This is a genomic window from Pedosphaera parvula Ellin514 (assembly GCF_000172555.1).
Lineage (GTDB): Bacteria > Verrucomicrobiota > Verrucomicrobiia > Limisphaerales > Pedosphaeraceae > Pedosphaera.
In genome coordinates this window covers 16,656-39,567 of sequence record NZ_ABOX02000012.1, presented here as the reverse complement: position 1 = coordinate 39,567, position 22,912 = coordinate 16,656, and the positions used below count along the sequence as shown (strand labels likewise).

The window sequence follows — 22,912 nt, the reverse complement described above, 5'->3', positions numbered from 1 at the left end:
CTCCGGCACTTGACAGCATCGACACAGCTAATAAAAGCTGGTATCAGAATAAGTACCATGGACTGCTCCAACCGAAGTGCTGCTGGAATTAAGATTGGGGAGATCGAATTTATGGACGGACTTCCAGACCACGCTCCCATCTCCAAAAAGTTCATTCAACCCTGTGAACGCAGGGGGACCCGGATCATGTTGCCCCGGGGCTGAGAGTTGATGATAAGAAGACCCTCGACTGCCGTGATTATAAAACCATGCTTGGGTGACCCACCAATAAAAGAGTGAATCGGTCATCATAAGTTTGTCGGCACGCAGTCCATTGTCGACAATATCCTCAGGGTGGCTGGCGTCGCCAGGTTTCCATCGTCCCACCCGCCCGAAATACGAATAGGAAGGGAGGAAATATCCTTCCTGTTGCACAGCCATTTTGACCTGAGCCTTCTGATAATCCACCCGCGCACTCGGACACCACCAGATGCTCCCAACTTCAAAAGTGTTCGTGTTCACGCCCGGAATATATGGCGCCATCGCCTGCACATTAAAATATTGCGAACCGTCGCTGCTGTAGAAGAAAATAGCGGTTGGATAACGGTTGCCGAAGTTGCGATTGACTACGGTTTCGGGCAATTGAGACTGGTTATCGTCACTGTAAAGGCTGATGCTGATTCCAAATTGTCGCAGGTTGGACATGCAAGCCGCCCGCCTGCCTTTCTCTTTGGCCGCAGCAAGGCTTGGCAGCAACAATGCAGCCAGTATGGCGATGATGGCAATTACCACCAGTAACTCGATTAGGGTAAAGGCTACCCTGCTTTGTCCGACGGAACGGCTTTCAACCCTCCGATCTGCATTAGTTTCACCGACGCCCCGCCCCCCATTGGTCCGTCCGATTCTCATAGACAACTACAATGGAAGTTGCATGGTTATTGTTCAAACAAAATCGTCCACCAAGAACAGAAGATCATCCATCCTAAACCGATTTCTCCCAAATATTGTGCCTTACACGGAAGCAGAAAAGCAACACGTCAAATGAAAATCCCCTGACACCAATCTTTCTTCTTATTCTGGTTTTCGCACGACGAACGGCTTCGGCGCAGTTGCCATGCGTGTCAGTGCTGCCCACTGATTTCATTTGGATTTGTAACCCTTCGCCTTTCCTGTAATACTGGAAGCTCGTGGTGCAACCACGAATAGCATGCCTACACCGATGTTAAAGCTCGATGGCGAAAGAATCATCCTTCGACAAAGGATGCATCGGGCGTTTTTCATCCTTCCGCTACTGGCCGGACTGCTCCTCAGCACGCCCCTGCTGCTGCTCAGTCTGGCCGTCGAAAGACTTGCTGGGAGATCTCATTCCCACCTGCCCCACTCTGTAGCCTGGATATTACTTGCCCTCGCTGCCTTACCGATATCGATCTTTTTTTTCATGGCCCTGGGCTCTTATCTACGATGCAAAATTGTTTTGACGAGTGTGCAATTTGTTTATGCCACCGGACTGCTCTTCCGCCGCTCGGGCCAGGTGGAGCTCTCAGAGCTCCAATCCGCCTCACTCCAACAATCCTGGTCGGGTCGTCTGCTGGACTACGGCACGATTTCAATTAACACCTCAAAGAAAACTCTGGTGATTCTTCCCTACATGAGCAACGTTGGCAGGCTCCTTGCTGAAATCCAGGATGCCATCACTGCTTTCCACAACCGCAAGCAGCACGGGCCTCTTAGTTCCTAGTTTGGCTGCTTCGGGGTGACAGTGGTCCTTGTTTCTCTCCTTACAAAAAAATATTCGGGCAACAGACGCCAAGGAGGTGGGGATGGGGAATCCCGCTGAAGAAACGTTCTGTCGCCCGAACGGTTATATTTTTCTCAGATAATTACCAAACTGGCAAGACCCAGAATGAAGTTTTTTTCAAGATTACTTTTCCTTACGCGTTAGGTCATTAGCATAATGTTTTCAAATCACAAGCTGCTGGCAAATAATTCGTTTTTTGCCGAGCGGTTCAGGCAACTATTCTGATTTTTTTGACTCGAGGAGGATGAACTGGGTTTCAAGCTTCACGCGCCAATTCCGCTCTCAAAAACCGTCATTGCAACTGTCTGTTTTTGAGACAGTTCAGAAATAATTACCTGCTTGAAAAGTCGAAACGAACTTAGCAGAATTTCACTGATTTAATTGGGAGGGTAACCACCCTTGATGGAAGACCAGGGGGAACAATCCTGGCTCCAAGCGAAGGACCTAAACTGACTATGAACTGGTATTACGTTGACGCAGGACAGCAAGCGGGCCCCGTGGACGATGCCGGGCTCAATTCTCTTGTCACTAGCGGCAAGATCACTCCTGACACGCTCGTTTGGAACGAAAGTATGTCCAACTGGCAACCGTATAGTTCCATTCACCCCCCCGGCCTGCGGATGGAGTCGCCACCATCGGCTCCTCCCATCGTGGCCGCGCCTCCGATTGCGGGCAACGAAGTCGTTTGCGTTGAATGCGGCGGCATTTTTCCTGCCGACCACACCATCTCCTACGGTAATGCCCGCGTTTGCGCCAAATGCAAACCGATCTTTGTTCAAAAACTCAGCGAAGGCGTCGCCTTAAACACTGGTTACGGCGCAATATCGATGCACTACGCCGGCTTTTGGATTCGCGCGGCAGCTTATATCATCGACATCATCATTCTTTCCGTCGTGAACGTAATTTTAAATCTCGTTCTCGGTGTAGGCACAGCCGCCACCACTGGTGCTGGCCACTCAGCGAACGCAGCTTCAATTGTCCTGACCTTTGTCGTCTTGGCGGCGGAACTGGCTATCGGCATAGGTTACGAAGTTTTCATGATCGGTAAATATGGTTCCACCCTGGGAAAAATGGCCTGTCGTCTTCAGGTGGTTAATCCAGATGGCAGCAAAGTTTCCTATGCTAAGGCGTTCGGAAGATACTTTGGTAAGATCCTGAGCGGATTAACGTGTTCTATTGGTTATATCATCGCCGCTTTCGATGATGAAAAACGCGCGCTGCACGATCGTATCTGCAGCACCCGTGTGATCCATAAGTAAAGTCACGATGAACACTTCCCTGGTTTCCTGCAGCAATTGCAACGCGTTCTTATTGACCGATGTCTTCAATCTGGGTCGCTTTGTACCCTGCCCCAACTGCGGCACTCCCATCCAGGTGCAGGTGTTTCCTGCACTGTTCCGCCGTGCCTTTGAGGGTAAGGAAGCTGAAACCATTATCGAGGAAACCGAAGCCAGTTGTTTCTACCATCCGGAAAAGCGCGCCGCTCTCCCTTGCGATGCCTGCGGACGCTTTCTCTGCGCTTTGTGCGACTGTGAACTAAATGGACAGCACCTCTGCCCTGGCTGCCTGGAAAGCGGCAAAACCAAGGGAAAGATAAAATCCCTTGAGAATCACCGAACGAGATACGACAGCCTCGCCCTCCTGTTGTCCCTGGCTCCGCTTACTCTTTGCGGCTTATATGTTTCTTTTATTACCGCTGGTTTATCCCTCTTTGTCGCCATTCGGTACTGGAACTCTCCCACCAGCATTGTGCGGCGGTCCAAAATTCGATATATACTCGCGATCGTTATCTCCACCCTTACTTTGGTGGGTTGGGGGTTCCTGATTTACGCGCTAATTGGTTCTAAAATGACTTCCAAATAACTTTATTAACGATGCCCGGCGTGAAAGAAAAAGAATATAAAAAGCTACCCGGAATAAGTGCGCCGGGCATTTTCGTCTACTCCAAACTCTATTTGGCAAAGGATCACCTGCTGCGGGTTTCAAATATCGGCTTCTCCGAAGATTACAAAAGGTTTTTCTTCAAGGACATCCAGGCTATTACTCTTCGAAAAACTGCCACAGCCAAGATCATTAGTTATGTCCTTGCGGGATTGATTGCCTTGCTGGCCACGGCGGCCATTCTTTTCAGTGGAGATGGAACCATCCTCTACAGCTCTATTGGAGGTTTTTTCCTCATCATACTCGTAATCAATCTTCTCCGGGGCGCCACCTGCGTTTGCACCCTCAAAACCGCCGTTCAAATTGAAACCCTCGGTTCCCTGGGCCGTTTGCCACGGGCACGCAAGGTCCTCGCCCGCTTGCAACCATTGATCGCTCAAGCTCAAGGTGGTGAACTGACGCCTGAGGAAGCTTCCTCCCGCATGCAGGAACTCGCAAAACCGCCTGGTGAGGAAAACTTCTCCGCTCCTCCAATCGCTTCCGATATGCTGGCTTTCATCGAACCTCCGGTGGAACCACCGCCCGCAACCATTTGACGAAAAGCTTAAGAAACCATGCAAACCCTGGCTCAACAACGGTGCTTCAATCACAGCCTTCGTGAGGCCGCCGCACGTTGTCCGCAATGTCGCCAGTTCTTTTGCCGTGAATGCATTACTGAGCACGACGACCGGGTCATCTGCGCTTCCTGCCTCAAAAAGCTTGAGACCACACCCGTGACGCAACGCCGCGTCTTCGCCACTCTCATGCGCTGGGCCTTTTGCCTCCTCAGTGTGGTGATGCTTTGGTTCGTATTTTTTCTGATAGGCGACAGCCTGGCTTCAATTCCAACTTCCTTCCACGAAGGCACCATTTGGAAAACAAAATGGCTGGATTCAAAATGAAGCCATTTAAAAAACGCGCACGTGGTCGAGGGTCTCTCGAGATAATCGAAGAAGCAGTGCACCTCCTGCGAATGAGCCCGGGCTCCACCCTGGCGATCTATTATATTGGTGCCCTTCCCTTTGTTCTCGGTCTGCTTTATTTCTGGGCCGATATGAGCCGCAGTCCCTTCGCCTCACATCATACAGTCGAAGCTGCGCTCGGCGTGACCGCACTTTTCCTCTGGATGAAGTTCTGGCAAACGCTCTTTCTCCACGCACTCCGGGCACAGATATCGTCCCAGCCTCAACCGCCCTGGACGTTTAGACGGATTGTGCGAATTCTCCTGGTCCAGACAATCATTCAACCTTCCGGGCTGCTGCTCTTACCGCTGGCCCTCATCCCCATCGGCATCCCTTTCATCTGGTGCTATGCGTTTTACCAGAATGCCGCTGTTTTGGGTGACGGAGAGTCGGATGAAATCAAGACCGTTCTAAAACGTTCCTGGCGTCAATCCACCCTCTGGCCTTCTGAAAATATCGTCCTCCTCATAATCCTGTTTGCCTTTGGCTTCTTCCTCTTTTTGAATTTGATGACAGTCACGCTCATGCTTCCCAGCCTTGTTAAAATGCTGCTCGGGATTGAATCAATTTATACGCAGAGCACCATGAGCATGTTGAACACCACGTTTTTTGCGGCCGTATTCGGGTTCACCTATCTTTGCCTGGACCCGCTCATAAAAGCCTGCTACCTCCTCCGTTGTTTCTATGGTGAATCCCTGCAGTCCGGGCTCGACCTGAAAGCAGAGTTGAAACAATTCTCGCCGACCGCTTCGACTGTCGTTGCCATCATGCTCCTGGTCGCTTCGTTGCTGTCTGCAACTACCCTGCGGGCCCAGCAGGAACCCGCAATCCCAAAGGATGTTTCCAAACCTGCTATTACCACTCCGGGCATCCCTGCGCCAAAACTCGACCAGGCAATCCAGGAAGTAATCAAGCAAACCAAATACACCTGGCGAATGCCCCGTAAAAAGGTTGTTGAGGATGACACAGAATCCAAAGGCCCCATCGGCCGCTTTCTTGATAAAGTCATCCACAGCATCAAAGGATGGGCTGTTAGCATTCGGAATTGGGCGCGCGATTTATGGGATCGTTGGTTTAATAACCGCAAAGTGGACGTTCAACACAAGTCGGGCAGCTCCGATTGGAGTGCTCCCCTTAAGGTATTTCTGACAGTGCTTCTGATAGTGGTCGCCGTGGCATTGGTGATCTTACTGGTCCGGGTTTTTCAAAAGCGCCAGTTCACTCCCGTTACGGTGAACAGCGAAGCCATTCCTTCCACGCCTGACCTCGCTGATGAAAATGTCGGCGCTGAACAACTGCCGGAGGATGGCTGGATCAAGCTGGGCCGCGAATTGCTCGCCCGCGGTGAACTGCGCCTTGCAATGCGGGCCTTTTATTTCGCCAGCCTCGCGCATCTCGCTGCCCGCAACCTCATCACCATCGCGAAATTTAAATCGAATCGCGATTACGAGCGCGAACTCCGTCGTCGCGGTCATTCACTCCCTGACCTCTTGTTGATTTTTGGTGAGACGGTTTTAGTTTTCGACCGCTCCTGGTACGGCATGCATGAGGTCAACCCGGAACTCGTTAATCAATTCGCCTCATATGTGGAAAGGATCAAAGGAGTCTGATGAACCGGAAATTCACCCTCATCATCCTCCTCGTCTGCGCTCTGACTTTTCTGTTGGGCATCGCTCAGCTTTTTAAACTGCGCTTCGAAGGGGGCGATGTTTATCCCGAATATTCATCATTACGTCCTGATCCCCTGGGCACGAGCGCCTACTATGAAAGTTTGGAAAGAGTTCCCGCTCTTTCAGTTCGACGCGATTATACGACCACCGATGAACTGCCCACCGGCAGAAATGTTGCTTACCTTCATCTAGCCGGCAGCAGCAGTGACTGGGCTGAAATTCCCCAGTCCACCTTCAATGAAATTCAATCGTTTTTGATGCGTGGCGGCCGCCTTGTGGTTGCTTTCTTTCCTGAGACGGAAAAGCCTTACGAGTCGGTTTATAAACGAGACGGTCAGAAGCAGACGAAATCTGATTCGAAGAAAGAGCAGCCTTCGGATTCCAAACCAGAGGATAAGGATAAGGATACCTCCGAATCCAAGCATGATAAGCACGCCAAAAAACCCAAAAAATATGATGACGAACTCGGCCTCTCTTACCGCAACGTTTCCCTGAAGGAGCGTTGGGGCGTGGAATTCAAATTCAAGCCCTTAGTTCAAAACGAGGGCGCCTATGAACCAGTTACCGTCGTGAACGACGAAGAACCTTCGTTACCAAAATCCATCTCCTGGCATAGTGGACTCGTGTTTACAAATTTGCCCAGCTCGTGGCATACCGTGTATAGCCAGGGCAACAGCCCGGTGCTGATTGAACGTAAGTTCGGTCCCGGGTCGGTGGTGTTCTCCACGGATTCCTATTTTCTGAGCAACGAAGCTCTGCAAAAAGAACGTCACGCAGAGCTCCTTGCCTGGTTGATTGGTCCCGCCCATGAAGTCGTATTCGATGAGGCGCATTTGGGCATAACCCAGGACGCCGGAGTTGCCACTCTCATGCGACAATACCATCTCCATGGTTTAGTCCTCGGCCTGCTGCTATTGGCTGGCCTATTCATTTGGAAAAATTCCTTCAGCCTGGTTCCAATTCACGAGACCTCCAGCGCCGAGGCTTATGTAGCAGGAAAGGATTCCGGCGCCGGTTTCGTCAACCTGCTTCGCCGAAACATCAATGCGCGCGACCTGATAAAAATTTGCCAGGCCGAATGGAAAAAATCCCAGCCCAAAGATAAATTTGCTGAAGCCAGACTTCAGCGGGTTACTGAATTCATCAATGCCGAGAGTAGTCTGCCCGAAAACCAGCGTAACCCGGTTAAAACCTATTTGGAGATTTGCCGCATATTGAATGAGAATCGTGGTTTGCGGACTGTTGACGCCGAACCCAAATCAAATACCTAAGAACATGAATACCGATCATCTAAAAGAAGTGCTCGCACAGGCGCGACAGGAAGTAGCCAAGGTCATTATTGGGCAGCATGACGTCGTGGAAAAAGCGCTTATCGCCATCTTCACCGGACAACATGCGCTTATTGAAGGCGTGCCCGGTGTCGCCAAAACCTTGCTGGTACGCACTATCGCGCATGTGCTGGGCAGCGACTTTTCCCGCATCCAATTTACACCCGACCTGATGCCGGCCGATATCACCGGCACAAACGTCTTCAACCTGCAGCGCAATGAGTTTTCGCTCATCAAAGGCCCGGTATTCAGTTCCTTTCTATTGGCTGACGAAATTAATCGTGCTCCGGCCAAGACCCAATCCGCCTTGCTCCAGGCCATGCAGGAACGAACCGTGACCATCGATCAAACGACGTATCCGCTGCCAGTTAATTTCGCGGTGTTCGCGACACAAAATCCCATCGAATACGAAGGCACGTATCCTTTGCCGGAAGCCCAAAAAGATCGCTTCATGTTGAAGATTATCATGAAGGCTCCCGATCGCGCCGAGGAACTGGCCCTTGCACAACGCAGCATGGGCAAGGAATCACCGGAATCAGTTTTGAATAGCGGAGCCGTAAAAGCGGTTATCAAACCCGAGGACCTGGTCGAACTGCGCCAACAACTCGCCGGCATTGTCATGCGGGACGAGTTGACCGCTTATCTGGTTGATATTGTCCGGGCCACCCGCCAGCACGAAAGCATTCTGGTCGGTGCCGGCCCTCGTGCCACTCAATCGCTGATGATGGCTTGCCGCGCTTACGCTGCCATCTCGAGCCGAGACTTCGTCACTCCCGACGACATCAAATCTATGGCAGTGCCGGTACTGGAACACCGTGTTATTCTTCGGCCGGAATTCGAAATTGAAGGTCTCGGCATTCCCGAGGTCATCCAACAGATTCTGCAGCAGATTGCTGTGCCGAGATGATAGTTCCGCGTTCCAGATTATTGTTGTGGGTGGCGTTGATCGTGCTTCCGTTTTCTCTGCTGGGAGCCGTTGAGAAATCCGCCGCCCCCTTCTCGTTTGTGCTCATCGCAGCCATGATCCTGGCCGCCCTGCTGGATGCTCTGCTTGGACGAAACAGCCTGGCAGGAATCGAACTTCAACTTCCCCTGATCGTGCGCATGTCCAAAGATCGCGACGCAAAGATTGAAATCCGCATAAAAAACAATTCGCGGAAACCCCGTCGCCTGCGCCTGGGCTTGCCCTTTCCCCGGGAGATTCATTCTCCACTGGAGGAAATGGAGGTCAATTTGCCAAAGGACGAGGAGTGGTCACGAATGACCTGGAGTTGCCAGCCAATCAGGCGCGGAAACTACAGGCTCCATTCCTCATTTGTGGAAGGTATCTCTCCTCTCGGTTTCTGGGGTATCCGTCGTCAGTTGCCAACCCCATCTGAAATTCGCGTTTATCCAAACCTCCTCACCGAAAGAAAGAGCTTGGCAGCGCTGTTCATGAACCGCGGTGCCATTGGCATCCATGCCCAGCGTCAAATCGGAAAAGGCAGGGACTTTGAGAAACTCCGCGAATACATCCCTGGCGACGGGTACGACGAAATCCACTGGAAAGCCACTGCCAAACGTGGTCGTCCCGTAACCAAGATCTTTCAAGTGGAACGAACCCAGGAAATCTACGTCATCATTGATTCCTCCCGACTTAGTTCGCGACTCCAGCCCTCGGCACGCACTTTAATTTCCGCTTCTGGAGTAGTGCCCGCGAACATGACCACCGGGGAGACGCTTGTCGGTGAAACCTCCATGCTGGAACGTTTCGTTACCGCGGCACTTGTTCTTGGCCTGGCAGCGGAAAAACAAGGTGATCTCTTCGGCCTTCTGACCTTCTCTGACAAGGTCGGCACATTCCTCCGGGCCCGCAATGGCAATGCTCATTACAACGCCTGTCGCGATGCGCTTTACACGCTTCAGCCGCAATCAGTAACCCCGGACTTTGACGAACTCAGCAGTTTTATCCGTCTGCGACTTCGGCGCCGCGCGCTGTTGGTTTTCCTGACTGCGCTGGATGATCCTTTGCTGGCCCAGAGTTTTGTTCGCAATATGGATTTAATCTGCAGGCAACATTTGATCCTGGTGAACATGATTCAACCACCTGGCGTCGCTTCATTGTTCTCACGTCCGAATGTAACCTCAACGGATGACATCTATCAGCAATTGGGAGGCCATCTGCTCTGGAACAATTTGCGTGAACTGGAAAAGGTTTTAAAACGTCGCGGCGTTCGCTTCTCGCTCCTGGAAAATGAAAGGATGAGTTCACAACTGGTTTCGCAGTATCTTGGCGTTAAACAAAGGCAACTCCTGTGATTATCAACCTTGAACGCTTCATCGCTGGCGAACGGGCCTACTGGACCGAGCTGGAAGCCATTCTCGACGGACTGGAAGCCGACCCGCATCGGCGCATGGATCTGGAGAAGTTGAAGCATTTCCATTATCTTTTCGAACGCACAGCGGCTGATCTTGCCAAAATCACCACGTTCTCCTCTGAGCCGGAAACCAGGCGTTATCTCGAAAATCTCGTCGCCCGTGCTTACGGCGAAATCCACGAGACTCGTGAAAAGCAGGGCCGCATTTCACTTCTGAAATGGTTTTTCCAGACCCTGCCCCAGACCTTCCGTCGTCATGTCAGGGCTTTTCACCTCTCTCTTGCCATTACCATGGCTGGTTGTGCTTTTGGAGGATTTGCCATTGCCCTCGATCCCGGTTCCAAACACGTGTTCATGCCCTTTTCGCATCTGCAGGGCGATCCTTCTGAACGGGTGGCGCGTGAGGAATCAGCCAAGAATGACCGGCTCGAAGGTGTGAAGACTTCATTTTCCGCGGAACTCATGACGCATAACACGAGGGTATCCATCCTTACGATGTCCTTGGGCATGACTTGGGGCGTGGGCACCATCATCATGCTTTTCTATAACGGCATAATCCTGGGTGCGGTTGCCGTGGATTATATCCGGGCTGGCCAAACCAAATTCCTCCTTGGCTGGCTTATGCCTCATGGTGTGATCGAAATTCCCGCCATTCTTATTGCCGGCCAGGCGGGATTCATCCTGGCATTTGCGTTGATCGGCTGGGGCCGGCGCAATTCGATGAGCGAAAGATTGCGAGCGGTCTCACGTGATTTGGTTACCCTGATCTTCGGTGTCGGCTTGATGCTGATCTGGGCGGGTTTCATTGAGGCCTTTCTCTCGCAGTATCATCAACCAGTCATACCTTACTCGATCAAGATTGTCTTTGGTTGCGTGGAGCTTGTTCTTCTCTATTTCTATCTGTCAAAATCCGGGAAAAATGCCGTTGAATCCGGAACAATACCGTCGCCGCCGCCATCCCGATAATTCAGACCATGCCAGGCAAAACCAATACGCTCCTGATCAAAACGCCGGAAGGGATTGTTTTCTCTCAACTACTCGCCAGTCCGGTTAGTCGTTTTATGGCTTGGATCATCGATCTGGCTGCCATATCGGCAGCGATGACAGTTCTCGGATTTGTTCTCAATGTGCTGCAGGTGCTGAGTGCCGATATCGCCGGAGCCCTCCTCGCCCTCGCTTATTTCGTTCTTTCCATCGGATACGGCATTACTTTGGAATGGCTTTGGCGGGGGCAAACCATTGGCAAGCGAGTTCTTCGATTGCGCGTGGTCGATGCCGAGGGGATGCGCCTCCAATTCCATCAGGTGGTGATCAGAAATCTGCTTCGCTTTGTTGATTCCCTGCCGGTTTTCTACTTTGTTGGCGGTGTTGCTTGTGTGCTGAACAAAAAGACTCAGCGCCTCGGTGATTTTGCAGCCAATACGGTCGTCATTCGCAATCCAAGAATAAGTGAACCGGATCTGGATCAGCTACTTACCGGTAAGTTCAATTCGCTGAGGCAATATCCCCATCTGGAAGCACGGCTTCGCCAGCGTGTCACCCCCATGGAAGCAAGTCTTGTCATTCAAGCACTGCTGCGTCGCGATGAATTTGATCCCAAGGCGCGCATTGAATTACTTGGCGAAATCGCCGCTCATTTCCGCGAAAAGTCCGGATTTCCTCCTGAGGCCACGGATGGCATTACCGATGAACAGTTCATCCGCAATATTGCGGACGTTCTCTTCCGCACTCGTCGTGGGAAAAAGCTCGAAAAGGAAACGGCTTAGAAATCCATTGACCTGCTCACTCTTGTTCCGCTAAGAGCCGGCTATACACACATAAGCGGCTCAAACTTCCGTCCCAAAACCGGTTCACTCGACGTTTTCAACCAACCTTCCAGCAGACCGGCATACACTGACCGGAAATCAACATTGTATTTAACATCTCCATTTACCAGATCACCGGATGCAAGGCTCGGATATTTGCCGAGCAATCCCGCCTTTACTTTGTTTCCAATTACGAACATTGGCGCTGCCGCTCCATGGTCGGTTCCGTTATTGGCATTCTCTGCCACGCGACGTCCGAATTCACTGAAGGTCATTACCATTACACGCTGCATATTTCCCTGGACGTTCATGTCATCCGTGAATGCCTTAACTGAATCACCCAGATCCTTCAACAGCCTTTGATGCGCCTGGAGCTGGTTCGTGTGCGTATCGTATCCACCCTGCGAAACATAAAACACCCGGGTCGGCAAACTCCCGCCAATCAGTCTAGCCACCATCTTCAAGGACGTGCCCAGTTGTGACTGCGGGTAATTCGCCTTGTTCTCCACGCGCTTGCTGATCTCCCGAATCTTATCAGAGCTGATCTGGGCATCCATCGCCGTCCGCTCCAGAAAGTCCAGAGCCGAGCCGGCATGATGCACCGTTCCACTGATCGAGCCAATACTGCCACCCGAGTTTCCGTCAGCTTCTCCCGCCATCATTCCTGCCTCGTCTGGCTGATTCAACTTGCGATACGATTCCTCACTTGCTGTCATCTCGTTTCGCTTTCCTTTTTCGGAACTGATAAAACGGTAACTCTCCGGATTATCGAGGCTCACTCCCATCGGATGCCTGGCCGCAAAAGCTTGCGGCATCTGCCGGCCGATATTAATCCCCACAGTCGGATCAGAACCGGCGCAGGCATTGTCAAAATAACGCCCCAACCAGCCATATTTCTCGAACTTTTCCGAATCACTCGCGGTCTGCCAAATTTCCGTGGATCTGAAGTGTGACCGATTCGGATTCGGATAACCAATGCCTTGAATTACTGCCAGGCTGCCACTGTCATAAAGCTCCTTGAACCCGGTCAAACTTGGATGCAGGCCAACCTCATCATTCAGCTTAAGCACCTCCTTCGCGCCCAACCCAATCCTTGGCCTGGCTTTGTGGTAATGATCGTCAGCAAATGGAACGACGGTGTTTAGTCCATCATTCCCGCCAGCCATTTGCAAAATCACGAGGATGGTCGAATCCTTTCCCGTCGCGATTTGTGTCGCCGAATCCGCGGCATCCGCCTGCAAGGTGGAGAATGTGTTTGCCAGGAAAGCTGGAACCGTCCATGACAGGGCTCCGCCCAGCACCGTGGTTCGCAGAAATTCCCGTCGAGTGTGCAATGATATCTCTTTGCTCATAAATTTTCCTTCCGCGTTAAGTCAATTGATACTCTGGCGTGCTCATGATGAGTCGAATGGTATTTAAAATCACGCTGTCATCCAGCGTGGCCTGGCCATCCAAATAATCCTTCAAAGTTGCCTCCTGCTTGCCTCGCAATCGAGTCTGCAACAATCTTTTTTCAAGGGCCGCAACCAGTTTCTCCTTGCTCGCACGCTCTTCAGCGGAGAGCAGCTTTTCCGCGTCCACCGGCCGCAACTTCATATTGGCCATCCGGTCCATGAACCCTTTTCCAGCAGCACCACCTGCATTTGGGTTGGCCGCCAGATTAATTCCCCGGACCATCGAAAGATCGCCTTGCACCAGCACTGCCGCCTCGTTGTAACGCGCCAACAGATTGTTCGTGGTTATCCAGCTCAAGCCGCCGTCCCAACCCTTGACGTTGGGCGGTTGGAATAAATCCTGCCCCAAATTTTTAGTTAATCCAAAACATACAAAGGGTGGCGGCAACTCCCGCTGAAGAATTCGAACGCTCCCAACCAGCCATTGAACCGGACTTTTCACCTGGTTCCGAACGATGGTCTCAGCATAAAATTCCTCACTTAGGAAAATGGTCTTGAGCAGCGGTTTGAAATTATTGCCCGATTTCCGGAACACATCCGCCAACGCCGTAGTCAGCTCCTCGGAAGGCATTTGACCGGCAAAGAAGTTCCAGATTTTCGCCGTGATAAACCTGGCCGCCTGAGGTTGCGCGACAATTTGTTCCAAAACATCCTCACCCGTCAAATCACCAGCCTTGCCCAATACAGTTTTGCTCCCGCCATCGTGCAGCCGCGAACGCTCTTCAAACTGCTGGTTAATTCGGTCGTAAGTCCATCCAGTCAACGCACGAGCCGCCTCCGTAATATCTTTTTCGGTATAATGCCCCTCGCCCAAGGTAAACAACTCCATTACTTCGCGGGCAAAATTTTCATTGGGATGCTCCTTGCGACTTTGCGCCTGGTCCAGCCAGATTAGCATCGCCGGGTCTTTGGCGACCGCAACGAGCAACTTCAACCAATTCCCCGTGGCCTGCTCCCGAAAAAGCTCGTTCTGCTTCCACATCAGATAGGCGTCTTTTACCTTTTCCACGCTCGTGGCAAAATGGCCGTGCCAGAACAGCGTCATTTTCTCCTGCAACGGCCGCGGCCCCTCTGCCATGCGCTTCAACCACCAATACTTAAGCTCGACCACGTGCTGACGTTGAGTTCTTTGCTCCTCGCGAATCAATTCCTGGCGCTTGCTGGGTTCCGCTTTGCGAATCTCCATGTATCGGTCCACACGGCCAGGATCTGGCTTTGCCCATTCCGGCGGTGTGACACTCTCAGTATTACTTTCATAATCCACGAACGATATTACTGCCTGAGTCGGTCCAAGCTTGGTTAAATGCTCAATTTCCGCAGGTGCGCCTCCAAATCCAGCCCGATTCAGCAAGTGGGCGGCTGCGTTAAAATCCCATTTCTTTTTGGAGATCGGCTTTAGCATATACCAACTAAGACGAACGAATCGCCAATAAGGTTTCAGCCGTAAAGTGATGTCCAGCAATCCCCCTACCAAAATTTGAAACTTATCGCTCCAGAACACGACCCGTCGTCAGATGCCAGGGCTTGTACCAGATGGGACGGAGTCGAGTCAGACTCACCTCAGTACTCATTACAACGCCCCAAGCCGGGCAGCATCAACCCTGCTCTGAGCCGCTCAAAATGTTCTCCACGTATCGCGCCATTTCGCTCCAACCTGTCAACTCCATCGGCTTCTCAAAGTAACACCAGGCGCCAAGCTCAAGCACGCGTCGCTTATTCTCAGCATCGAGCGATCCAGAAATCACCATGACTTTAAGTGGCGGCAGAGCCTGCGTCCGCAACCATTCCAGCACCTCCACCCCGGAAATCCGTGGCATTCTATAATTTAGAATGACAACCTCAGGAAAGGGATACTTCTCACGGTCTGCGTATGGTCCTGTGCCTTTAAGGTAATCCATGGTTTGCTCGCCATTCTCAAGCAAGCCACCAATTCGCAACTGCGTCGATTTTTGGAAAGCAAGCTCCAGCAGCCGACGATCCGATTCCAGATCATCCACTATCAAAATTACATGAGGCTGCATTTGCACGTAAGTCAGTTAGCAAGCCTAATACCATGACGTAAATGCATGGTAATCAAGCCAAACCTTGGTAGTCTCCATTATAAACCCCACTTTTCCAAGGTAAATTTCCAATATTTGTCACATTTCATGACAGTCATTAGCTCAAGTCTCTCCTAGCTCTCGCCTGGATCGTCTCTTCGTTGAGGAAAAATCGGCCAGATGCTCCGGCCTTATGGAGTTATACCAGTAACATTCCCACGAGCAGAAAATGGTTTTCGCATTAATTCGCACGACTAAAAGGTCGGATATAAATGTAAATCTGACGACTGAACTTGCCGGTAAAAATCCGCCAAACTATCCAGGCAGGCATGACTGCCGAAGTTTAATTTCCATTCTGCGAAATTTTTTTATAAATTCTATTGCATTCCGCGTGCACTTTGTTACATGTCCGCACAGTGCAAGAAAAGTTAGCGGTCCCATATGTTTCCGGAGCTGAAAAACAGTCCGGAAAAGAACCGGAGGTTTTTGCCATTCAAGCGGAAAGTTTGGTTCGCCGTTTTGGAAAAGTCGAAGCCCTCTCTCATGTCTCGGTGGAAATTCGCAAGGGCGAATTCTTTTCGCTGCTCGGTCCATCGGGATGCGGCAAAACCACCCTGCTGCGCCTGATCGCCGGGCTGGATCTCCCGGACGATGGCACCCTCAGAATTGCCGGAAAGGACGTCACGAACGTTCCCGCCCACAAACGCCCGGTGAATACCGTGTTTCAATCATACGCATTGTTCCCACATATGACGGTACGCGACAACGTTGCCTTTGGTCTGCGCATGAAGAACTTTTCCGCGGCTGACATTTCCCGGCGCGTCGACCGGATTATGGAACAAGTGCAGATCACAGAATTTGTTGATCGCAAACCCGCCCAACTCTCGGGCGGCCAGAAACAACGTGTTGCGCTTGCCCGGGCAGTGGTGAATGAGCCCGAAGTGTTGCTGCTTGATGAACCGCTCGGGGCTCTGGATCTCAAGCTGCGCAAACAATTGCAGATTGAATTACATCAACTTCAACGGCGCCTCGGCATTACGTTTGTCTTTGTCACACACGATCAGGAGGAAGCTCTGGTGATGAGTGACCGCATTGCCGTTATGAACAAGGGTAAAATTGAGCAACTCGACGGAGTTGAAGAGATCTATGAACGTCCAAACACACGCTTCGTCGCCCAGTTTCTCGGCTCCTGCAATCTGCTTGAAGGGCCAGTCAAGGCTTTGCACGAATCAATTGCCACCGTGGAAACCTCCATTGGCAACCTGAATCTTGATGTCACCAATGCCTCTCGCGACCTTCGTATCGGAGATAAAATTACGCTTGCCATCCGGCCGGAAAAAGTGGCTCTCATTCGTGCAGACATCATACCTGCATCGAATCATTTCACCGCCCGCGTTGAGGATCTTGTCTACAGCGGGAGCCGAAACTCAATATCACTTGCGAATTGGAGAACACAGGCTCAATGCCTGCAGTCTGAACTCCCGTCCGGGGCATCAAGGACTCCAAGCTGGCCAAACACTCGTGGTTCATTTGCCATCCAGTTCTTTGATTGCATTGGAAGACTAACAGACTCCTGCATCTCACGAATAAAAAATTGAATACCTCTGTTGATCCCAAACCCTCCGAGACCCATTTCGGACAACATCTCTCACGCGCCGGTCATTTTATCCGCGCCGCCTTTACCGCCGGTCCGGCAACACTGTGGTTGGTGGTTCTGCTCCTGGTCCCCCTGGCTGCCATTGGCGCGATCAGCTTCATGTCGCGCGGTGATTATGGTGAGATTGAACTTCCATTCACCATTGAAAATTATAAACGACTGCTTGGTTTTGGCATGCTGGGATTTGATTCCTTGTATCCAATCATTCTCTTTCGCAGCCTGACGCTTGGTATCGGAACTGCCCTGGCATGTGTCATCACCGGGTTGCCGCTCGCGTTCTTTATCGCCCGTTTGCCGGCGCGATTCAAAACTCCGGCCCTCACCCTGGTGGTAATTCCATTCTGGACCAACCTGCTCATTCGCACCTACGCGTGGCAGATTCTGCTGGCGCCCGAAAGTTGGATCACTCAGTTTGTTCACGCAATCGGCATTGGCAAAGTTGATGAACCACTCCAACCAAGCACTTTCGCCGTTGGCATTGGGATGATTTGTGATTACCTGCCGTTCCTGGTTCTGCCGCTCTATACATCCGTGGAAAAGTTGGATTGGAGTCTGGCTGAAGCTGCCATGGATTTGGGTGCCAATCGGATTCAGGTATTCCGCCACGCCCTGCTGCCCCAAATCATGCCGGGTTTATTTGCAGGCATGATTCTTGTTTTGCTTCCTGCGACCGGTCAGTTTGTCATCCCAGACCTGCTCGGAGGCGCCAAAACCGTGATGCTCGGCAATGCCATTCAGCAACAATTTGGGCAGAGCCGCGATTGGCCTTTCGGATCAGCCATTGCTTTCGTGGCGCTCGGCCTCGTGATGATGGGACTTTGGCTGTATGCCCGCAAAAGCCAGGGGAAAGGAGAGCCAACACTGCTGTGAAACGCACCTCAATACCTCTAAGCATCGTGGCAGGTCTGTTGTACCTGTTTCTTTACGCGCCTTTGGCCATAGTAATTGTTTACTCCTTCAACGCCGCCCGATTTGGCGCGGGCTGGAGCGGATTCACCACTCAATGGTATGCCACGCTGTGGGAAAACTCGCTCGCACTTTCAGCCACCAAAAACACGTTGCTGCTCGCGGTATTTAGCACGTTGATCTCCACCGTGCTCGGCACCATGCTCGGTTACGGATTGAATCGGTTCCGTTTTCCAGGCAAGAGCCTGCTCAACTGGTTCTTATATGTTCCGGTGTTTATACCAGACATCATCATGGCGATCTCCCTGTTGCTGTTTTATTCCCTGATAAGAAAATGGCTTGGCCTGTTTGAACTGGGCCTTACTACCATGATCCTGGCACACGTAACCTTTCAGATTCCCTTCGTCGCCATCGTGGTTCGTTCACGACTCATCGGGCTCGATCCGGCACTTGAGGAGGCCGCTCACGATCTTGGAGCCAACGAGTGGCAGACATTCCTGCATATAACCTTTCCACTCATCATCCCTGGCATCGTTGCGGGCGCCATGCTCGCGTTCACCCTTAGTCTCGACGACTTTGTGGTGAGCTTTTTTACCAGCGGGCCAGGCTCCACCACCCTGCCCATTTTCATCTATTCCTCGGTGAAACGTGGCATCACTCCGGATATAAATGCCCTCTCCACCTTGATCGTTCTCGCCTCCATTCTCGGCACGATTATTGCAACCCTGTTGCAACGCAACAGAAAATCGACATAATTATAAAATTGATGAAGAGATACCTGATCATTGCCATCACGACGCTGCTTGCGGCCTATTCCGGCTTCGCAGAGCAACAAAAACTAAACCTTTTTATCTGGAGCGAATACATCGATCCCAAGATCGTCACCCAGTTTGAAAAGCAGTTTGATTGCAAGGTCAACATCGACCTCTATGAGGAAGCGGAAAGCATGCTTGCCAAAATGCAGGGCGGCGGCGCTTCGCTCTATGACGTTGTCGTGCCGCCGGACCATATGATTCCAGCCATGGTAAAGCTGGGATTGCTCGTTCCATTGCGCCACGAACACATTCCCAATCTCAAAAATCTCGATGAAACATTCGCCAATCCGCCCTTTGATCGGGGAAACAAATACACGGCTGCGTATCAGTGGGGCACGGTCGGCATTTTCGCCCGGCAATCCAAAGACCAACCTTTCACGCCGACGTGGGGATTGCTCTTCGATCCAAAACAACAAGCCGGTTCCTTTATCCTGATCGATTCCGTTCGTGACATGGTTGGCGCCGCTCTCAAATACAAGGGTTACAGCCTTAACTCGACCGATCCTAAACAATTGAAGGAGGCGCGCGATCTCATCATCGAGGCCAAGAAACGTTCCACCGGATTTGAAGGGAGCGTAGGCGCAAAGAACAAGGTGCTTGGCAAGAGTGCCCGGGTCGCCATCGCCTATAGCGGTGAAGGTGTCCGTGGCATGACCGATGACAAGGATACCATTTTCTTTATTCCCAAGGAGGGCAGTCAGATCTGGCTCGATAATCTGGCGATTCCCGCGCAAGCACCCCATCGTGAGCTGGCGGAGAAATTCATTAACTTCATGCTCGATGCAAGAATTGGGGCTCAACTCTCGGGATACACTCAATTTGCCTCACCGAATAAGGCGGCCATGGCCTTCATCCCGGTTCCCGACTTGAAAAACCCCGCTATTTATCCTTCGACAGAGGTGAAAGCGAAACTCGAATTCCTCGAAGATCTTGGTGGTAAAACTCGTATTTACGACGAGATTTGGACTCAAATTAAAGCCAAATAATAATTGTTCAAGCCAGCCGGGTGTACTCGACTTTTCCGAGCACATCCGTCCATTGGAAAGGAGATGCAGCATCGTTGCATGTAACTTCATGGACGTGTACGCTGTCTCTCAAGGCGTTGAATTCCGGTACAAAGCGGTTCACCGTTTACTCAAAAGTTTGTCACAGACTACTCGCTTCAGTTTAAGAACAACTACCCGCCGGACACGTTCACACTCGGGCCTTCAATGATAGGCAGGAGTTATTATTTAACCCTTGGAGTGTTCCGTTAGCGGGTTGCCGGAATCAACGTTCCCAGAGCCTCACCATCTAATTGATTTAAATGCTCCATCTTGCCGTAATCGAGCTTGATCACGCGGTCAGCCATATAGAAATACTTGTCGTCATGAGTAATAACGAAACAGGTTTTTCCCCTCGCTTTAAGCTCCGGCAGCAAGCGGGTGTAGAACACGTCCTTGAACAAGGGATCCTGGTCTGATGCCCATTCGTCAAAGAGATAAAATGGCCGGTCTTCCAAATAAGCTGTAAGCAATGCCAGCCGTTTGCGTTGACCTTGCGATACCGAAGTAGTGGAGAGCTTGCCGTCTTTGACGGAAATCTTATGATCCAGGTGTAACTGGACGAGATATTCCTTCGCTTTTGCATCCAGATCAGGCCGGTTCAAGCCCATTAGATTATCGAACAGGTAGAAATCAGAGAAAATGGCTGAAAACAGTTGGCGGTAATCATCGCGATTCGAATTGTCCACCCGTTTGCCATTCCAACGAATCTCGCCGACTTCAGGAAAATAGAGGCCGGTTACAATCTTGGCCAAGGTGGATTTGCCACTGCCATTGCCACCGACGAGAAAAACCAGTTCCCCAGGGCCAAACTTTAGATCGATTGGCCCCAGCACAAAGTTGGTATCCTCTTTCTCATGCCGGTAGGCATGTTGCACGTTGATCAATTCCAAACTGCGAAATGGAACTTCGCGTTCAGTTTTATTGATGACAGCCTCTTCGGTGGAGGCGGCTGCCAGTGACAACCCAAGCTCTTCCACCTTTTGAAGCGCAATGCTCGCCCTGCCAAAAAGCGACATACTGCCCATCACTCCCGCGAGTGGCCCCATCAAGTAAAGAATGGTGATTACGTATCCAGTCATTGCGGCATGACTTACCTGCCCCATTTTGGGCATCATAAACAAAACACATCCCACCAATAGATAAAACAGGAGGTGATTCCAATTTTGCGCATAAATGAAGCGGCATTCGGCTTCCACATTATATTTCTGGAAGGTTTCCGTGGTGTCGTGAATGTTTTCCGCAAGGAACACTTTGCGCCGACTTCGATGCAGCTTCAGTTCCTTGATTCCATCCGTAAGCGCCCGGAAATAGCTAAAGAGTTTGTCCTCCTCCTCACGCGCTGCATTCAGGCTTTTGAAAGCGCTCGTCATCATGATTCGATAACTGATGCCTCCGAAGACCACGAGCACGCCAATCCCCAGCAAGATTTTCCAGGATAGCAGCCCCAGATAAACCGCTCCTCCCACGAGGATCGCTACATTCACTGTGATAATAGGTATGGCCAGCAGCGCCTGGGTGATATTGAACACGTCATCGGTAAGGGCAACCAGAATGCGATGAGTGCCAATGCTTTCGACCTGGCGCAGGGGCACTCCAAGAATTCTTTTGGTCAGATCGCGCCTCAAGCCGCTTACGGCACCCTGCGCAAATCGAGCGAGCAGCACTTGTGACAAAATGTTCGTGATCGTTTTCCCCAATACCAGGGCCACAAACCCTCCGACCAGAACGGCCACGGACCATTTGGCATTATTTAGGGAAGTGTTGACCAGGGCAATCAAGGCCGCGTTACAAGCACCGCTCAAGAGTGCAGTTAGCGTAGTTATGATAATCATCCCTCTACAGGTTCGTAATAAAAACTTAATCAAATTCATACAACAGTCAGTTCCAGGTTTTCTTTCTTTTCAGCAGTGGTTTGAGAGCAGGTTTCCACAAGACATGCCTTCAGTTCATTGGCCAGTTCCTTAACATCCGGCTCCATAAAGATGCTTTCGTGAGAGCCGGGGATTCTTCGTATTTCCAGTGCGCCCACCAGTGCGCCCCAGCAAAAATCATCATCGAGAGAACAGAATAGCGGCTGGCCCCGGGTGCGGAATAGGGTAACCTTCCCAGCATAGGGCTTGGATACATGCCGCACCAAAGCATCCAGATGAAGCTGCCAGAGACGCAGTTCGTGCTGGGGAAATTTGGTAAGGTCAATGACTTCCTCCAAGTCAACCTGTGGCTGGCCCGCGCCAGATCGGAATATCTTCTTAAGGAATTTCCGTCCTAATGACCTTGCCTTGCGTAATACAAATTCGCGTCGTTCCTCGGGTTTGGACTTGAAGAAATCGTCCAACCAAAAAGAGAAATTTTGGGCAAAGCGAAATCCATATGCCGGTTTCCACCACGGCACCTGTTCATAGCCACGGTTTGAAGGCGCGGCGTCGAGGAGGGCCAGCAGTGCCACTTCCTCGCCCTGCTCCTCCAACTGCCGGGCCATCTCATAGGCAACGTTTCCTCCGAAACAGTATCCACCGAGATAATACGGTCCTTCCTTTTGCACCAAACGTATTTGCTCGATATAGAAAGAAGCCATGTCCTCGAGGGATTTAAATTCCTCGGCTCCGTTCAAGGCCCTGGATTTGATTCCATACACGGCCTGATCCGCGCCGAGATGGGGCGCTAAATTGGCATATCCCCAGAGCACGTCCCCCCCGGCTCCGTGAACGAGAGAGAGGAGGTTTGGAACCTTGTGGATTGGCACAACTGACGAACGGGAATACCCCCGAGTTCTGGCACAATACATCAGCCAGCTGCTTTACGGTTGAATTCTGAAACAGGGTTACCAGGGGCAGCTTCTTGCCGGTCAGTTTTTCCACCTGGGCAAAAAGTCTGACTGCGAGAAGAGAATGTCCTCCCAATTCAAAAAAGTTGTCATGGATTCCAACCTTGTCCACACGCAGGAGTTCCTCCCAAATCTTGCTGAGCATGCGTTCTGTCTCGGTAGTGGGCGCACTGTAAGTCTTGCGATCCCGGGAGCGCGTGCGAGACTTTGCCGCCATCGCCTGTTGGATCTGGCTCACATCGTTTGCCGCCAGCGCGATCTCACGACAACAGGTAAACTTGACCCTTCGTTCCGAAGTTGAACTCTTCACTTTCACGTGTTCGGCGGTGAAAGAAGCTTTGGCAGGCTGCTG

21 protein-coding genes and 1 pseudogene are annotated in these 22,912 nt (G+C 51.4%); 15 read left to right on the top strand and 7 right to left on the bottom strand.

Going from position 1 to position 22,912, the window contains the following annotated elements:
- Nucleotides 1-27 precede the first annotated feature (27 nt).
- Nucleotides 28-888 carry a DUF1559 family PulG-like putative transporter gene (locus tag CFLAV_RS11505; RefSeq protein WP_007414894.1) on the bottom strand — a complete coding sequence of 287 codons (861 nt, stop codon included), beginning with the start codon at nucleotides 886-888 and terminating at the stop codon, nucleotides 28-30.
- Nucleotides 889-1,186: 298 nt separating this feature from the next.
- Here CFLAV_RS11505 and CFLAV_RS11500 point away from each other — a divergent pair, with 298 nt between their 5' ends.
- The 11 genes from CFLAV_RS11500 (at nucleotide 1,187) to CFLAV_RS11450 (ending at nucleotide 11,780) form a co-directional block, all read left to right on the top strand.
- Nucleotides 1,187-1,717, top strand: a complete 531-nt coding sequence (locus CFLAV_RS11500; RefSeq protein WP_083808866.1) for a PH domain-containing protein — start codon at nucleotides 1,187-1,189, stop codon at nucleotides 1,715-1,717.
- A 515-nt stretch (nucleotides 1,718-2,232) separates the two neighbouring features.
- Nucleotides 2,233-3,036 (top strand): RDD family protein, encoded by an 804-nt coding sequence (locus CFLAV_RS11495; RefSeq protein WP_007414892.1) that lies wholly within the window; start codon nucleotides 2,233-2,235, stop codon nucleotides 3,034-3,036.
- Nucleotides 3,037-3,043: 7 nt separating this feature from the next.
- Nucleotides 3,044-3,640: a hypothetical protein gene (locus CFLAV_RS11490; RefSeq protein ID WP_007414891.1), complete on the top strand. Its 597-nt coding sequence runs from the start codon at nucleotides 3,044-3,046 to the stop codon at nucleotides 3,638-3,640.
- A gap of 20 nt (nucleotides 3,641-3,660) precedes the next feature.
- Nucleotides 3,661-4,254 carry a hypothetical protein gene (locus CFLAV_RS11485; RefSeq protein WP_150107372.1) on the top strand — a complete coding sequence of 198 codons (594 nt, stop codon included), beginning with the start codon at nucleotides 3,661-3,663 and terminating at the stop codon, nucleotides 4,252-4,254.
- Between the two features lie 18 nt (nucleotides 4,255-4,272).
- Nucleotides 4,273-4,599 carry a hypothetical protein gene (locus CFLAV_RS11480; protein ID WP_007414889.1) on the top strand — a complete coding sequence of 109 codons (327 nt, stop codon included), beginning with the start codon at nucleotides 4,273-4,275 and terminating at the stop codon, nucleotides 4,597-4,599.
- Nucleotides 4,596-6,269 carry a DUF4129 domain-containing protein gene (locus tag CFLAV_RS11475; protein ID WP_007414888.1) on the top strand — a complete coding sequence of 558 codons (1,674 nt, stop codon included), beginning with the start codon at nucleotides 4,596-4,598 and terminating at the stop codon, nucleotides 6,267-6,269. Before CFLAV_RS11480 ends, CFLAV_RS11475 begins: the two co-directional genes overlap by 4 nt.
- Nucleotides 6,269-7,600 (top strand): DUF4350 domain-containing protein, encoded by a 1,332-nt coding sequence (locus tag CFLAV_RS11470; RefSeq protein ID WP_007414887.1) that lies wholly within the window; start codon nucleotides 6,269-6,271, stop codon nucleotides 7,598-7,600. The genes CFLAV_RS11475 and CFLAV_RS11470 overlap by 1 nt, the downstream gene beginning before the upstream one ends.
- 4 nt (nucleotides 7,601-7,604) lie before the next feature.
- The gene (locus CFLAV_RS11465; RefSeq protein ID WP_040548166.1) at nucleotides 7,605-8,564 is read left to right on the top strand and encodes an AAA family ATPase; all 960 of its coding nucleotides are present in this window, start codon (nucleotides 7,605-7,607) and stop codon (nucleotides 8,562-8,564) included.
- A complete protein-coding gene (locus CFLAV_RS11460) occupies nucleotides 8,561-9,955 on the top strand; it encodes a DUF58 domain-containing protein (RefSeq protein ID WP_007414885.1) in 1,395 nt (464 codons plus the stop codon). Before CFLAV_RS11465 ends, CFLAV_RS11460 begins: the two co-directional genes overlap by 4 nt.
- A complete protein-coding gene (locus CFLAV_RS11455) occupies nucleotides 9,952-10,980 on the top strand; it encodes a stage II sporulation protein M (RefSeq protein ID WP_007414884.1) in 1,029 nt (342 codons plus the stop codon). The genes CFLAV_RS11460 and CFLAV_RS11455 overlap by 4 nt, the downstream gene beginning before the upstream one ends.
- An 8-nt stretch (nucleotides 10,981-10,988) precedes the next feature.
- The gene (locus tag CFLAV_RS11450) at nucleotides 10,989-11,780 is read left to right on the top strand and encodes an RDD family protein (RefSeq protein ID WP_007414883.1); all 792 of its coding nucleotides are present in this window, start codon (nucleotides 10,989-10,991) and stop codon (nucleotides 11,778-11,780) included.
- A gap of 41 nt (nucleotides 11,781-11,821) precedes the next feature.
- Here the strand turns inward: CFLAV_RS11450 and CFLAV_RS11445 are convergent, their stop codons facing one another.
- The 3 genes from CFLAV_RS11445 to CFLAV_RS11435 all read right to left on the bottom strand — a co-directional run bounded on the left by CFLAV_RS11445 (nucleotide 11,822) and on the right by CFLAV_RS11435 (nucleotide 15,294).
- On the bottom strand, nucleotides 11,822-13,171 hold the full coding sequence (locus CFLAV_RS11445) for a DUF1501 domain-containing protein (RefSeq protein WP_007414882.1): 1,350 nt from the start codon (nucleotides 13,169-13,171) through the stop codon (nucleotides 11,822-11,824).
- A 16-nt stretch (nucleotides 13,172-13,187) separates the two neighbouring features.
- Nucleotides 13,188-14,675, bottom strand: coding sequence for a DUF1800 domain-containing protein (locus CFLAV_RS11440; RefSeq protein WP_050785710.1), 1,488 nt, complete (start codon nucleotides 14,673-14,675; stop codon nucleotides 13,188-13,190).
- Nucleotides 14,676-14,868: 193 nt separating this feature from the next.
- Nucleotides 14,869-15,294, bottom strand: a complete 426-nt coding sequence (locus CFLAV_RS11435; protein WP_007414880.1) for a response regulator — start codon at nucleotides 15,292-15,294, stop codon at nucleotides 14,869-14,871.
- A gap of 434 nt (nucleotides 15,295-15,728) precedes the next feature.
- On the opposite strand from CFLAV_RS11435, the gene CFLAV_RS11430 reads away from it, so the two are divergent.
- From CFLAV_RS11430 to CFLAV_RS11415, 4 genes are read left to right on the top strand one after another with little or no spacing between them, the layout of a single operon-like run.
- Entirely contained in the window at nucleotides 15,729-16,910 is a 1,182-nt protein-coding gene (locus CFLAV_RS11430; protein WP_007414879.1) for an ABC transporter ATP-binding protein, read from the top strand.
- Nucleotides 16,907-17,839: an ABC transporter permease gene (locus tag CFLAV_RS11425; RefSeq protein WP_063816426.1), complete on the top strand. Its 933-nt coding sequence runs from the start codon at nucleotides 16,907-16,909 to the stop codon at nucleotides 17,837-17,839. The genes CFLAV_RS11430 and CFLAV_RS11425 overlap by 4 nt, the downstream gene beginning before the upstream one ends.
- On the top strand, nucleotides 17,836-18,630 hold the full coding sequence (locus CFLAV_RS11420) for an ABC transporter permease (RefSeq protein WP_007414877.1): 795 nt from the start codon (nucleotides 17,836-17,838) through the stop codon (nucleotides 18,628-18,630). The genes CFLAV_RS11425 and CFLAV_RS11420 overlap by 4 nt, the downstream gene beginning before the upstream one ends.
- An 11-nt stretch (nucleotides 18,631-18,641) precedes the next feature.
- Entirely contained in the window at nucleotides 18,642-19,676 is a 1,035-nt protein-coding gene (locus tag CFLAV_RS11415; protein WP_007414876.1) for a polyamine ABC transporter substrate-binding protein, read from the top strand.
- A gap of 266 nt (nucleotides 19,677-19,942) precedes the next feature.
- Here CFLAV_RS11415 and CFLAV_RS11410 read toward each other — a convergent pair whose 3' ends face one another.
- The 3 genes and pseudogenes from CFLAV_RS11410 to CFLAV_RS37840 all read right to left on the bottom strand — a co-directional run.
- Entirely contained in the window at nucleotides 19,943-21,607 is a 1,665-nt protein-coding gene (locus tag CFLAV_RS11410; RefSeq protein WP_040548163.1) for a cyclic peptide export ABC transporter, read from the bottom strand.
- The gene (locus CFLAV_RS11405; RefSeq protein WP_160164558.1) at nucleotides 21,604-22,422 is read right to left on the bottom strand and encodes a thioesterase domain-containing protein; all 819 of its coding nucleotides are present in this window, start codon (nucleotides 22,420-22,422) and stop codon (nucleotides 21,604-21,606) included. Before CFLAV_RS11405 ends, CFLAV_RS11410 begins: the two co-directional genes overlap by 4 nt.
- A pseudogene (locus CFLAV_RS37840) lies at nucleotides 22,325-22,678 on the bottom strand (phosphopantetheine-binding protein); the annotation flags it as partial. The gene CFLAV_RS11405 and the pseudogene CFLAV_RS37840, both read right to left, overlap by 98 nt.
- Nucleotides 22,679-22,912: the final 234 nt, after the last annotated feature.

Coding starts and splice junctions, on each gene's coding strand:
- CFLAV_RS11490 (WP_007414891.1), top strand. CDS start 3,044: ATGAACACTTCCCTGGTTTCCTGCAGCAATTGCAACGCGTTCTTATTG.
- CFLAV_RS11475 (WP_007414888.1), top strand. CDS start 4,596: ATGAAGCCATTTAAAAAACGCGCACGTGGTCGAGGGTCTCTCGAGATA.
- CFLAV_RS11470 (WP_007414887.1), top strand. CDS start 6,269: ATGAACCGGAAATTCACCCTCATCATCCTCCTCGTCTGCGCTCTGACT.
- CFLAV_RS11465 (WP_040548166.1), top strand. CDS start 7,605: ATGAATACCGATCATCTAAAAGAAGTGCTCGCACAGGCGCGACAGGAA.
- CFLAV_RS11435 (WP_007414880.1), bottom strand. CDS start 15,294: ATGCAGCCTCATGTAATTTTGATAGTGGATGATCTGGAATCGGATCGT.
- CFLAV_RS11410 (WP_040548163.1), bottom strand. CDS start 21,607: ATGAATTTGATTAAGTTTTTATTACGAACCTGTAGAGGGATGATTATC.
- CFLAV_RS11500 (WP_083808866.1), top strand. CDS start 1,187: ATGCCTACACCGATGTTAAAGCTCGATGGCGAAAGAATCATCCTTCGA.
- CFLAV_RS11415 (WP_007414876.1), top strand. CDS start 18,642: ATGAAGAGATACCTGATCATTGCCATCACGACGCTGCTTGCGGCCTAT.
- CFLAV_RS11445 (WP_007414882.1), bottom strand. CDS start 13,171: ATGAGCAAAGAGATATCATTGCACACTCGACGGGAATTTCTGCGAACC.
- CFLAV_RS11495 (WP_007414892.1), top strand. CDS start 2,233: ATGAACTGGTATTACGTTGACGCAGGACAGCAAGCGGGCCCCGTGGAC.
- CFLAV_RS11450 (WP_007414883.1), top strand. CDS start 10,989: ATGCCAGGCAAAACCAATACGCTCCTGATCAAAACGCCGGAAGGGATT.
- CFLAV_RS11460 (WP_007414885.1), top strand. CDS start 8,561: ATGATAGTTCCGCGTTCCAGATTATTGTTGTGGGTGGCGTTGATCGTG.
- CFLAV_RS11505 (WP_007414894.1), bottom strand. CDS start 888: ATGAGAATCGGACGGACCAATGGGGGGCGGGGCGTCGGTGAAACTAAT.
- CFLAV_RS11480 (WP_007414889.1), top strand. CDS start 4,273: ATGCAAACCCTGGCTCAACAACGGTGCTTCAATCACAGCCTTCGTGAG.
- CFLAV_RS11440 (WP_050785710.1), bottom strand. CDS start 14,675: ATGCTAAAGCCGATCTCCAAAAAGAAATGGGATTTTAACGCAGCCGCC.